12 protein-coding genes and 1 pseudogene are annotated in these 11,740 nt (G+C 65.8%); 7 read left to right on the forward strand and 6 right to left on the reverse strand.

The window, feature by feature from the left end:
- Positions 1-302 precede the first annotated feature (302 nt).
- Entirely contained in the window at positions 303-1,685 is a 1,383-nt protein-coding gene (ltrA, locus tag QX070_RS14180; protein ID WP_315737626.1) for a group II intron reverse transcriptase/maturase, read from the forward strand.
- Between the two features lie 466 nt (positions 1,686-2,151).
- Here ltrA and QX070_RS14185 read toward each other — a convergent pair whose 3' ends face one another.
- Entirely contained in the window at positions 2,152-3,753 is a 1,602-nt protein-coding gene (locus QX070_RS14185) for an alkaline phosphatase D family protein (protein ID WP_315737627.1), read from the reverse strand.
- A gap of 42 nt (positions 3,754-3,795) precedes the next feature.
- The gene (locus QX070_RS14190) at positions 3,796-4,233 is read right to left on the reverse strand and encodes a DUF4260 domain-containing protein (protein ID WP_409998844.1); all 438 of its coding nucleotides are present in this window, start codon (positions 4,231-4,233) and stop codon (positions 3,796-3,798) included.
- A gap of 125 nt (positions 4,234-4,358) precedes the next feature.
- Between QX070_RS14190 and QX070_RS14195 the strand changes: the two genes are divergently transcribed.
- From QX070_RS14195 to QX070_RS14205, 3 genes are all read left to right on the forward strand, one after another.
- On the forward strand, positions 4,359-5,891 hold the full coding sequence (locus tag QX070_RS14195; protein WP_315737628.1) for an acyl-CoA carboxylase subunit beta: 1,533 nt from the start codon (positions 4,359-4,361) through the stop codon (positions 5,889-5,891).
- 230 nt (positions 5,892-6,121) lie between these two features.
- Complete coding sequence (locus tag QX070_RS14200) at positions 6,122-6,589, forward strand: hypothetical protein (protein ID WP_315737629.1); 468 nt, start codon at positions 6,122-6,124, stop codon at positions 6,587-6,589.
- 448 nt (positions 6,590-7,037) lie between these two features.
- Positions 7,038-7,397, forward strand: coding sequence for a twin-arginine translocation signal domain-containing protein (locus QX070_RS14205; protein WP_315737630.1), 360 nt, complete (start codon positions 7,038-7,040; stop codon positions 7,395-7,397).
- Between the two features lie 62 nt (positions 7,398-7,459).
- Here QX070_RS14205 and QX070_RS14210 read toward each other — a convergent pair.
- Together QX070_RS14210 and QX070_RS14215 are read right to left on the reverse strand one after the other, a co-directional pair.
- Positions 7,460-7,585 (reverse strand): annotated as a pseudogene (locus tag QX070_RS14210) (alpha/beta hydrolase); the annotation flags it as partial.
- A gap of 124 nt (positions 7,586-7,709) precedes the next feature.
- Positions 7,710-8,408 carry a winged helix-turn-helix domain-containing protein gene (locus QX070_RS14215; RefSeq protein WP_315737631.1) on the reverse strand — a complete coding sequence of 233 codons (699 nt, stop codon included), beginning with the start codon at positions 8,406-8,408 and terminating at the stop codon, positions 7,710-7,712.
- A 75-nt stretch (positions 8,409-8,483) separates the two neighbouring features.
- Between QX070_RS14215 and QX070_RS14220 the strand changes: the two genes are divergently transcribed.
- Entirely contained in the window at positions 8,484-8,798 is a 315-nt protein-coding gene (locus tag QX070_RS14220; RefSeq protein WP_315737632.1) for an NIPSNAP family protein, read from the forward strand.
- 48 nt (positions 8,799-8,846) lie between these two features.
- Complete coding sequence (locus tag QX070_RS14225) at positions 8,847-9,665, forward strand: isocitrate lyase/phosphoenolpyruvate mutase family protein (RefSeq protein WP_315737633.1); 819 nt, start codon at positions 8,847-8,849, stop codon at positions 9,663-9,665.
- A gap of 103 nt (positions 9,666-9,768) precedes the next feature.
- Here QX070_RS14225 and QX070_RS14230 read toward each other — a convergent pair whose 3' ends face one another.
- Together QX070_RS14230 and QX070_RS14235 are read right to left on the reverse strand one after the other, a co-directional pair.
- Positions 9,769-10,086, reverse strand: coding sequence for a hypothetical protein (locus QX070_RS14230; RefSeq protein WP_315714522.1), 318 nt, complete (start codon positions 10,084-10,086; stop codon positions 9,769-9,771).
- A 172-nt stretch (positions 10,087-10,258) separates the two neighbouring features.
- Positions 10,259-10,663, reverse strand: coding sequence for a hypothetical protein (locus QX070_RS14235; protein ID WP_315737634.1), 405 nt, complete (start codon positions 10,661-10,663; stop codon positions 10,259-10,261).
- Positions 10,664-10,818: 155 nt separating this feature from the next.
- Here QX070_RS14235 and QX070_RS14240 point away from each other — a divergent pair, with 155 nt between their 5' ends.
- Complete coding sequence (locus QX070_RS14240) at positions 10,819-11,463, forward strand: trimeric intracellular cation channel family protein (protein ID WP_315737635.1); 645 nt, start codon at positions 10,819-10,821, stop codon at positions 11,461-11,463.
- Positions 11,464-11,740 lie beyond the last annotated feature (277 nt).

The following is an 11,740-nucleotide window of genomic DNA, read 5'->3' on the forward strand; positions in this document are numbered from 1 at the left end:
TTCGATGTGGAGGCTGACCTGGCCTTATTACAGGGAAAGCTGACATCGCTGGGGAAGAGAGCGACACGCGCACCCAGCGGCTCCACCGGGGTAGTGACGACGGCACGTCCACAGCGAGAACCGAAGCAACACGGGAGACCCCATTGCGCGGTCGAGCGAGAGACCAACCGGAGACCTGTGAAGGTCGGACCGGGCGCGGCGGGGAGTCGGATGGGCTCGTAGTACCGGGGAAGCCGGGTAATGCCGGTGGAGGAAAGGAGCCCTCGTTCAAGCCGATGTAGGAAGTGGCGCGGGAGGGGAGATTGGGTCACCTCGAAACTCCACCAAGTGTCCGGAAGCTGCAGACTGCGTTACATGCGAAAGCGAAGGCAGAACCCGGGTTCAGGTTCTATCTTCTGTACGACAAGGTGTCTCGGGCGGACGTTCTGAGCTTCGCCTATGCCAGATGCAAAGCCAATGGCGGCGCGGCTGGTGTGGACGGTCAGACGTTCGAGGCCATCGAGGCGTATGGAGGCCAAGGTGCGTCGTCCGCGGATCACAAGAGCCCGGATGTCGACAATGGCTGGAATCCGTGGCTCGGAGAACTGGCGGAAGAGCTCAGGAACAAGACGTATCGGCCGCAAGCGGTCAGACGGGTCTACATTCCGAAGCCGAACAGCAAGAAAATGCGACCTCTGGGGATCGCGACGATACGCGACCGGGTGGTTCAGACGGCGGCGATGCTGGTGCTCGAGCCCATCTTCGAAGCCGATCTGGAGCCCGAGCAATATGCGTACCGCGCCGGCAAGACTGCGCTGGACGCGGTGGAGACCGTGAACCGCCTGCTCAATCTGGGGTACACGGCCGTCGTCGACGCGGACCTGCGTGGCTACTTCGACGAGATACCGCACGGACCGCTGATGAAATCAGTGGCGCGCCGGATCTCCGACCGGCACATGCTGCATCTGATCAAGATGTGGATCGAGGCGCCGGTCGAGGAGACGGACGATCGCGGGCGCAAGCGTCGGACCACGTGGAATCGGGACGAGCACCGCGGCATCCCGCAGGGCTCTCCGATCTCCCCGCTGCTGGCGAACCTGTACATGCGACGGCTGGTGTTGTGGTGGAGACAATCGGGCGCGCGGCGGCGGCTGAAGGCCGTCATGGTCAACTATGCCGACGACTTGGTGATCTGCTGCAAGGGTACGGCCGACATCGCCATGCAGACGATGCGAGAGGTCATCAAGAAACTGCAACTGGCGGTCAACGAGGACAAGACACGAATCTGCCACCTGCCGGAAGAGCGGTTCGACTTCCTGGGCTACACGTTCGGACGGTGCTACTCCCACAAGACCGGGAAGGCCCACCTCAACTCGAAGCCATCGAAGAAGAGCATCAAGCGAATCTGCGATGCGGTCGGGGACGAGACAGGCCGGCACAGGACGACGTTATCAGCCGAGAAGGTGGTGAAGCGGCTCAACGCCAAACTCACCGGATGGGCGAACTACTTCCGCCTCGGGCCGGTCTCACCGGCCTACAGGGCGGTCGACGCCCATGCCATCCATCGGCTGCGCAAGTGGTTATGCGAAAAGCATCGGGTTCAAGGCCAGGGGTACAATCGCTTCCCCGACCGGTACCTCTACGAGACGTTGGGGCTGGTACGGCTGCCGAAGTCGACGCGTAACCTGCCGTGGGCGAAGGCATGAGAGCTTGCCCGGGAGCCGGATGCGCGAAACGCGCACGTCCGGTTCGATGAGCGGGGAAGGGAAACGGGGCGTTGCCGAATGGCCCAAGCCACCGCGCCCTTCCTCGACTCTACCCGTTCAAACCATCGCGCAGGGAGGGCCGGGAAGTCCCAGCCGAACCTGTGGTTCCTGCCCCGTGCATTTTCTCTGCACGGGGGCCATGGGGGCGGCAGGCTCCCGGCCTTCCTTGCGCCTCTTCTTCCACGGAAGGGGACGAACTCAAGCAAAGCCCGGGCGCACTCCGCCGCGGGGATCGCGACGTCATGCCTCGAAGCGGCGACTTCAAGCGAAATCTCTCCGGGTGCGATCACGCCAAGCACGGTGCGTCCCAGTCATGACCTCGACCCTACGCGGCAGGACGACCGGCTGTTGTCAGCGAGCAGATCGCCACACGACGTGGCGGCGGCCTTGCCGCGCGCGCGTCGCCTCAGGCGTCGGCCAGTCCCGGCCTGCCGGCCAGGGTGACGAAGGATTTCGCGGTCGACACGGTGCCGTCAGCTACGCTGATGCGGTCGACGACGCGGTAGTCGGCCTGCCAGCGGGCCGGCGTCACGACATGCCTGATGTAGCCGCGCTGGTTGCTGAAGAACTTCAGATGCGGATTGTTGGCGAACAATGTCGGCTCGTTGTCGTAGCGCGCAAAGCCGTCGCCGTCCGACGAGATCGACGTCGCCAGGAATTCGACGCCGACGCATTGCGAGGCCGGATCGCGCCAATCCTGCTTCAGCTCGAGCGCGACGCCCTTGTGCAGGTCGCCGGTCAGCACGACGGTGTTGGTGATGCCGGCCTCGCGCAGCATCTGCATGACGCGGTCGCGCGCGGCGCTGGCGCCGTCCCATTTGTCGAGGCTGCGCAGCGGCACGTCCGACGACGGCAGCCACGGAAACGAGCGCCAGTCGAGCGGGGCGAACATCACCTGCTGTGCCAGCACCTGCCAGGTTGCGCGGCTGCCGCGCAGACCCTCGGCGAACCACCGCTCCTGCTGCGCGCCCATCATGGTGCGGCTCGGCTCGTCGGCCTCGGGGCAGGCCTTGATGCCGTCGCCGCAGGGCTGCTTCGAGCGGTATTGCCTGGTGTCGAGCACGGCGATGTCGGCGAGCCTGCCAAAGGCGAGGCGGCGAAAAGCGAGGATGTCGGGTCCGCGCGGCAACTGCGCGCGGCGCACCGGCATGTGCTCGTACCAGGCCTGGAAGGCGGCGGCACGCCGGAACAGGAACGCCTCCGGCGGCGTGTCGCGCTTGTCGCGATCGCCGGCCCAATTGTCCATCACCTCGTGATCGTCGAAGCTCGGCAGGAACGGGCAGGCGGCGTGCGCGGCCTGCAGGTCGGGATCGGTCTTGTAGAGCGCATAGCGCTGCCGGTACTCCGGCAGCGTGTAGCAGGTGGCGAATTGCTTCGGCATGGTGCGCGGCAGCGCCACGCCCTTGGACTCGGCGGCGTACGCATTCTCGTAGATGTAGTCGCCATAGTGGAAGACGAAGTCGAGATGGTCCTGCGCGATCGCACGCCACGCCGTGTAGAAGCCGCGGTCCCATTCCTGGCAGCCGGCGGAAGCGAACCGCATCTGCGCGACGTCGGCGCCGGCGGCGGGAAAGGTCCTCGCACGCCCGATCGGGCTCTCCGCCTCCGGCAGGCGGAAGCGATAGAAATAGTCGCGGGCCGGAGCGAGGCCCTCGATCTCGACATGGACGGAGTGCGCCAGCTCGATGCGGGCGATCGCAATGCCGGATTGCACGATGGTCGTCATCGCCGGATCGGTCGCGACCTCCCAGCTCACCTCGCGCGGCAGCGCGATCATGCCGCCGCGCGGTTGCAGCGGCTCGGGCGCGAGCCGGGTCCAGATCACGAAGCCGTCGGGGCTGGGATCGCCGGAGGCGACGCCGAGCGTGAACGGGTTGGATTTCAGCGGCGGAGCCTGGGCGAGCGCCGTGCGCGCCAGCGGCGTGCCGAGCGTCACCAGTCCGGCCTGCAGTGCGCCGCGCAGCAGGCTGCGCCGGTCCAGGCCGGCCATGTCTCGGAATCGGATCATGCCGGCATCCTACCTGTCGCGGCAGGTCCCTGCATCCGGCGTTCAGCCTCGCGGCGCGGCAGGCCCGATCCGGCCAAGATGGGTGAAGCCGAAGCCGTCGGTGTATTTCAGGCCGTAGCCGACCAGCCGGTCGACGCCGATATGGGCGAGCCAGATGGTGGCGAGCTGGGTCGCCAGCGGCACGCCAAGCGCCAGTCCGACCGCGAGCAGGGCGGCCGGCAGCAGCGTGGCATGCGCGGCGTTGTACACGGCCGCTCCGATCCGGGGGCCGCCGAGATAGCCGGCAAAGCTGAGGTCGGGCCCCAGGAAGAGGGCCGCAAACAGCCACCACGAGTCCCCTCGATGGGCGTAGAAGGCGATCGCCGCGGCCGCCAGCACCAGCCCTTCGAGCCGCAACAGCAGGCGGACGCCGCCCCGCACGGCGCCCCGGGCTGCGTCGTCAGCCGGATCGGCAAGGCTTGGTCGAGCGGCCATATCCATGATTCTGCTTCCAATTCCGAACTGTGGGAGGAGGGGCGGCCCGTCCGAAAGCCGCTTTTCGCCTCCGAAATAGCCGTGTTAGAAGGCCGCCAACACTCACGAGATCGGGAACGGGCGGGACGCGCATGAAGGACATCCTGGACACCTTGGAGACGCGGCGCGCCGGCGCGCGGCTCGGCGGCGGCGAGAAGCGCATCGAGGCGCAGCATGCCCGCGGCAAGCTGACGGCCCGCGAGCGGATCGAGCTGCTGCTCGACAAGGGCAGCTTCGAGGAGTTCGACATGTTCGTCGAGCACCGCTCGACCGAGTTCGGGATGGAGAAGACCAAGGTCCCGGGCGACGGCGTCGTCACCGGCTGGGGCACTGTCAACGGCCGCAAGACCTTCGTGTTCGCCAAGGACTTCACCGTGTTCGGCGGCTCGCTGTCCGAGACCCACGCGCTGAAGATCACCAAGCTGCAGGACATGGCGATGAAGGCGCGTGCGCCCATCATCGGCCTCTATGACGCCGGCGGCGCCCGCATCCAGGAGGGCGTCGCGGCGCTCGCGGGCTATTCCTATGTGTTCCGCCGCAACGTGCTGGCCTCCGGCGTGATCCCGCAGATCTCCGTCATCATGGGCCCGTGCGCCGGCGGCGACGTCTATTCGCCGGCCATGACCGACTTCATCTTCATGGTGAAGAACACGAGCTACATGTTCGTGACCGGCCCAGATGTCGTGAAGACCGTCACCAACGAGGTCGTGACCGCGGAAGAGCTCGGCGGCGCCTCGGTGCACGCGACGCGCTCCTCAATCGCCGACGGCGCGTTCGATAACGACGTCGAGACCCTGTTGCAGATGCGCCGGCTGATCGACTTCCTGCCGTCGAACAACAGCGACGGCGTGCCGGAATGGCCGAGCTTCGACGACATCGAGCGCGTCGACATGTCGCTCGACACGCTGATCCCGGACAATCCGAACAAGCCCTACGACATGAAGGAGCTGATCCTGAAGGTCGTCGACGAGGGAGACTTCTTCGAGATCGCGGAAGGCTTCGCCAAGAACATCGTCACCGGCTTCGGCCGCATCGCCGGCCGCACCGTCGGCTTCGTTGCCAACCAGCCGATGGTGCTGGCGGGCGTGCTCGACAGCGATGCCTCGCGCAAGGCCGCGCGCTTCGTCCGCTTCTGCGACGCCTTCAACATCCCGATCGTCACCTTCGTCGACGTGCCGGGCTTCCTGCCGGGCACCGCGCAGGAATATGGCGGGCTGATCAAGCACGGCGCCAAGCTGTTGTTCGCGTATTCGCAGTGCACGGTGCCGCTGGTCACGATCATCACCCGCAAGGCCTATGGCGGCGCCTTCGACGTCATGGCCTCCAAGGAGATCGGCGCCGATATGAACTACGCCTGGCCGACGGCGCAGATCGCGGTCATGGGCGCCAAGGGCGCGGTCGAGATCATCTTCCGCGCCGACATGGCGGATCCGGAGAAGATCGCCGCGCGCACCAAGGAATACGAGGACCGCTTCCTGTCGCCGTTCATCGCCGCCGAGCGCGGCTACATCGACGACGTCATCATGCCGCACTCCACCCGCCGCCGCATCGCGCGTGCACTCGCCATGCTCCGCGACAAGAAGATGGAAATGCCGGCGAAGAAGCACGACAATCTGCCGCTCTGAGGGGGAGTGAAGAAGTGGGAGGGCAGCGCACCGGCGTGTCGCCTTCGTATTTGACGAAGTCCGGCGACCGCAGCGCGCTGCCGCCGGAGCGGCGCGGCAATCTGCGCCGTTTCCGCCCCTGGCGTTAAGCCTGTGTCTTAACTAACCTTTAACGATGGGTTTGCGGGAACTGGGCCGCTGGCCTAGCATTTATCGATCGCTGGTGGGTCAGAAGAGTAGGGTCGCGTATCATGGCTGTCGGAACATCGGCATATCGGAATTCCAGAGTTCTGGTCGTCTGCGCGGCAGCCGCCGCGCTGATGTTCTCCTCCGAGGCCGCGTCGGCCCAGTCCGGCGCCGCGGTGGCTGCGCCCGTCGCCGCCGGTCAGGCGGGGCCGAGCCAGGTCGTCCCGCCGGCGCTTGGCGCGCGGCCCTTTGTCCGTCAGCACCACCGCGGCTATCGTTCCTATCTGCCGGCCGCCGGCGCTTTCGCCTATGGCGGCCCTGGCGAGCCCGTGCCGCAGCAGATCCCCGAGCACACATCGGCGGACGTGCGCTACACTTATACGTATGACGTCCCGTGGGACTGGGTTCACCGCTATCCGCCGAATGTCGTGCCGTCCGATCGCCCCTATGTGTCGAGCTGTCCGATGCAGACCGTGACGGTACCGGGCCGCCGCGGCGGCGATCACTCCGTCACGATCACGCGCTGCTACTGACGTTTTGAGCCAGCTCAATGCGATCCGTGTGAACGGGCGCTAGATTTCGTTGAATACCGACCGGCTTCGCTCGCGCGAGGTCGCGAGGTGACGAGGCCCGGACTCCTAGGCACTCCGGGCCTCGTTGATTTTGATAGTCTCCCGTCATCGCGCGGCGATGATCGAGACGACGGCGAGGTCGCGTTTTTGATCCTGCTCCGTGACGACACCAACACGGACCGGAGGAAACTCGATGCCGTCAGCCATCTTCGTCGTACGTGACGCGGACGCGTGAGAGCTTCGTGCTGGCGCAGGCGGTCGAGGAGTGATCGGCCGGCGGCGCGTACCAGGATCGGCGAAGGTGGCAGAGCCATGGTGGTGTCGCGGGCATGCGCCAGTTCAGCTCACGTTCAGGTGATCGGCCGTATACTCACTACATGCTCTGGCTCGTGGATCATGGAGGCGTGCGATGGAACGACGGAATTTCCTCAAGCTGGCATTCGGGTTCGGCTGCGCGGCGGCGGCCGGCGCCGTGCTCCGCACCACCGATGCGGTCGCTGCGCCGCTCTCGCCGTTGCCGCTGAACGAAGCGGCGCCTTCAGCAAGGGATCAGCACGTCGAGCGCGCGGTCGGTTCGCAGGATGAGGCCGATCGGCTCGCGCCGGAGCAGGTTCGCTGGGGGCATCACGGTCATCATCACGGACACCATGGTCACGGCCATCATTGGGGCTGGCGCCGGCGGCATTGGGGTTGGCGGCGCCGTCATTGGGGCTGGCATCACCATCATCGGCACTGGCGCCGCCGTTGGCACCGTCGTCACCACTGGTGATGTCGGCACAGCTGCCTCACGACAAGCGCTGCTTCCGTCGCGAGTGGGGCCTCCGGCGCGTTCTGCTCGCCGTCATTGAACAGAGGCAGCAGGCTGACCGGGTACGGGGTAGGGAAGCCTTCGAGATTGATGCCGTAGGGCTCGCGCGGCGTCGTCCTCTGCGATGCGGTGCTCGCTTTCGCGGCGATTGTCGCGCCCGGCGAAACGGGACATGGAGATTCCAGGAAAGACGGGAATGAGATGGTCGTTCCGTGCCCCGTGTTGGTTTTGGCCGCAAGGCAGGAAGGCGCTGCGATAAAGAGCGCGTGATCGTCAGTCTTCGGCCGGACCGAACAGCGCCGCGAAATGCTTTTCGCCGGCGCGGCTGAAATTCACCACGCGGCTGCCTGGGGTGGCATCGCGCGCCGCCCATTTCAGCTCGGTGAAGCGCTTCATCAACGCTGCGCCAAGCGTGCCCGCGAGATGATGCCGCCGCGCGCTCCAATCGAGACAGGCCTTGCAGACGGGCCGGCGGGGATGCGCCAGCATTTCCGGCGAGATCCGCAGATGCTGCGCCAGGAAGTGTTCGCCGTCCTCGGTCAGCACGATCTCCTGCTTGCGCCGGCGCACCAGCTTCTGCCTCGTCATGCTGTCGAGCATCTGCACGCCGAGATCGCCGGCGAGGTGGTCGTAGCAGATGCGCGCGCGCCGCAGCTCCGGCTCCTTTGGTCCGGTGCGCACCCGCATGTGGCCGGCGCGCGCGGCGAGGCCGGCCAGCTTCTCCAGCACGTCGGCGACGTCGGGATCGGCGAGCCGGTAGTAGCGGTGACGACCCTGCTTCTCCGGCTCGATCAGGCCGCCGCCTTCGAGCTTGGCAAGATGCGAGCTCGCCGTCTGCGGCGTCACGCCGGCCTCCTGGGCGAGCTCGGTCGCGGTCAGCGCACGGCCCGAGAGCAGCGCAGTCAGCATGTTGGCGCGGGCGGGATCGCCGACCAGCGCCGCCACCATCGCAATGTCCGGACCTGATTTCATACTTCGATGCTAGACGAAGCATTCTCGTCGGGCAAGCGGATAGTGTCGATGATACAGAACTCACCGGAGGTTGTCATGACCATCACCGTCTTCATCCGCTATCGCATCGATCCGTTCAAGCGCGACGTGTTCGAGGCCTACGCCAAGCGCTGGCTGTCGATCATTCCTCGCTGTGGCGGCGACCTGATCGGCTATTTCATGCCTCACGAAGGCACCAACGACATCGCCTACGGCCTGATTTCATTCGACAGTCTCGCGGCTTACGAGCGCTATCGCGCGACCTTGCGCGGCGATGCCGAGGGCCGGGCGAACTTCGCGCAGGCCGAGGAGCACAAGCTCATTCTGGGCGAAGAGCGAACATTCTTGCGCAATGTCGTGGCGGCGCAATGATCGCGGCTCTATGCTGCCACACAACGCGACGATGCATGGGAGGATGACATGACGGCGACCAACACGGCGGACAAGCGCGCAGCCTTTCGCAAGTTGCACGAGGCCGGCTGCTTCGTGCTGCCGAACCCGTTCGACGTCGGCACGGCGAAGATGCTGCAGCATCTCGGCTTCAACGCGATCGCCTCCACCAGCGCCGGCTTCGCGTGGTCGATTGGCAAGGCGGACACCAAGGTCGAACTGGATGAGGTGCTCGCCCATTTGAAATCGCTCAGCGCCGCCATCGACATTCCCGTGAATGCCGATTTCGAGGGCGGCTTCGCCGATGCGCCGGAGGGTGTGGCGGCCAACGTCACGCGCGCGGTCGCGACCGGCGTGGCCGGTCTGTCGATCGAGGATTCCACGGGCGACAGGGATGATCCGCTCTATGAGCGCGCGCTCGCTATCGCGCGTATCCGCGCGGCCCGGCAGGCCATCGATGCGACCGGCGCCGACGTGCTGTTGACCGGCCGCTGCGAGGCGTTTCTCTGGGGCAAGCCCGACCTCAAGCTCGTGACCGACCGCCTCGCAGCCTATGCCGAAGCGGGCGCGGATTGTCTCTACGCGCCCGGGATCAAGACGATCGAGGAGATCACTGCGGTCGTGAAAGCCGTGGCGCCCAAGCCGGTCAACCTTCTGATCGGCGCTTCTGGCCTGTCGTTGGGGCAAGCCACCGAGCTCGGCGTGCGCCGCATCAGCGTCGGCGGTTCGCTGGCCCGGATGGCCTGGGCCGGCTTCATCCGGGCGGCCAAGGAGATGGCTGAGCAGGGCACCTTCACCGAACTGGCCAACGGCTATCCCGGCGGCGAGCTGAACAGGATCTTCGGTTGAGATCGGGCTGCGCGCCCGGCCTCCCGCAGATCCCGATCTCATCCGCCTGTAGAAAAGCCGCGGACTCTGCCGCGGCTTTTCAGTCTGAGTTCGCGGAAATCGCTTAGTAGCGATCCGTCCCGATGCCGACGCTCACGCCCGGAGCGCGGAAGCCGATGCCGCCGCGGTCTTCATAGCCGCGCCGCTCGATGTAGCGCTCGCGCGGAGCGTACGCGTAGGAATCGCGATCTTCGCCTTGAATGATGACGCGGCGTTCACTGCGCTCGCGCCAACAGCGGCCTTCCTCGTTACAGACCATCCGGACGTTCTGGATGTCGCGTTGCGGGACCGCCGAGGCTGCGGGAGAGATCGGTGCCGCCGAAGCGGCGGTCACGGCCAGCGTGCTTGCCGCGGCTGCGATAGCTATGGAGAGAGCTTTCATTACGTATCTCCTGGGTGAGAGTGTCAATGAGCCAATCGGTTCGCGCTGCTATGGTTCCACGGCGGCCCTCGCACACTTCGCGTAATTTGTTGGAGGACTCGCCAAAAAAGCGGCGGCGGATGATTGCTCACCCGCCGCCCAGGAGTGAGACCGCTGATTGCCGTCCGCGAGACTACTTGACGGCGTTGGGCTTGTCGCTCGGGGCCGCCGGCGGCGGTGTGGTGCGATCTCCCGCGGCGCCGGTCGTCACGCCGGTCGAGGTGTTATCTTTGGTGGTCGAGGCCGATTGCGAAGCCGGTGTGGTGCTCGTCTGGTCGTTGCGCATCGACATGTTGTTCAGGCCGTAGAACACCGCGCCGAGCAGGATCGCGATGCCCAGGGCATAGGCCGCGATGCGGCCCGTCGAGCTGGGGGCGTTCGTCGGCTCGAGATCGGGCTGCAGCCGGTTGTCCACTGGCGGCGTGCGCTCATAATCTGTTCCCGTCATTCCAGCCCCAGTGATGTCGGGACGTGTGGACATGTCGGGACGGTTCATGCCGTCGGGATAACGTTCGTTGGGAAGCCGTTCGTTGGCCATCTCATCCTCCTGGTGATTGTCACCTGACAACCAGGGCGGCTCCGGGCCGTTCCGCGAAACCTGCGCGAATCCCAATTTGTATCGTTGCACGGCGCGCTAAGGTTCCTCGCGAGCATTGCGATTCTCGTTCTATTGGAACTTCTGGAGCTCACCTCATGTGGAACCTGCCGCCCGGTGACAGCGTGTTGCATCTGTTGACCTGGGTGGCGCTGGCGGCGCAGGCGATGACGGCTGCGCTGGCGGCGGGACGCCGCAGCATGGACTGGATGGGCGTCTGCTTGTTGGGGGCGATCACCGCGCTCGGCGGCGGCACCTTGCGCGACGTATTGCTCGGCCATTATCCGCTCGCCTGGGTCGAGCGCCCGTCTTTGCTGCTGCTGACCGTGCTGGCGCCGTTCGTGACGATCGCGATGGCGCGCCTGGTTCACAGGCTGACCATGGCGTTCCTCGTTCTCGATGCGGTCGGCCTCGTCGTGTTCACGATGACGGGCTGCGACATCGCCTGGCAGATGAACGTGCCGATCGGCATCGTCATCGTCGCTGGGATGATCACGGGCTGCGCCGGCGGCGTGCTGCGCGACATCCTGTGCAATGACGTGCCATTGCTGTTTCGCGCCGAGCTCTACGCCAGCGTGTCCCTCGTCACGGGCCTGGTCTATGCGACCGGCTTGTCGCTCGGCATCGCCAGCGGATGGTGGACGGCGCTGACCTTCGCGCTCGGACTGTCGTTCCGGCTGCTCGCGATCCGCTACAAATGGAACATGCCGCGCTTCGTATTTGCGGGCGACGATCGGGGATGAACGGCGGCGGTCTTGTCGCATCGCACAATTCGTCTGGTGCCGGAATCGCGCCGGCCACAACGCTTCAGTAACCGTCCGCCGAGCCGCCAAAGCCATGGCACGCATCATCCCATTTCGCGGCGGCGGGGGTTTTCGACACAAACCGCAAAAGCCGCGGCCGGCTCCCGCCACGAAATTGCGATTTCGGTTGGCTGCCCTGCGCAAACGAGATTTGTGATGCGCATTCTTCAAAAGCAGACATAAATGATTGGCAGAACGCGCGCTTCCGCCGGCCGGC

The sequence above is a fragment of the Bradyrhizobium sp. SZCCHNR1093 genome, assembly GCF_032381175.1.
Classification (GTDB): domain Bacteria; phylum Pseudomonadota; class Alphaproteobacteria; order Rhizobiales; family Xanthobacteraceae; genus Bradyrhizobium.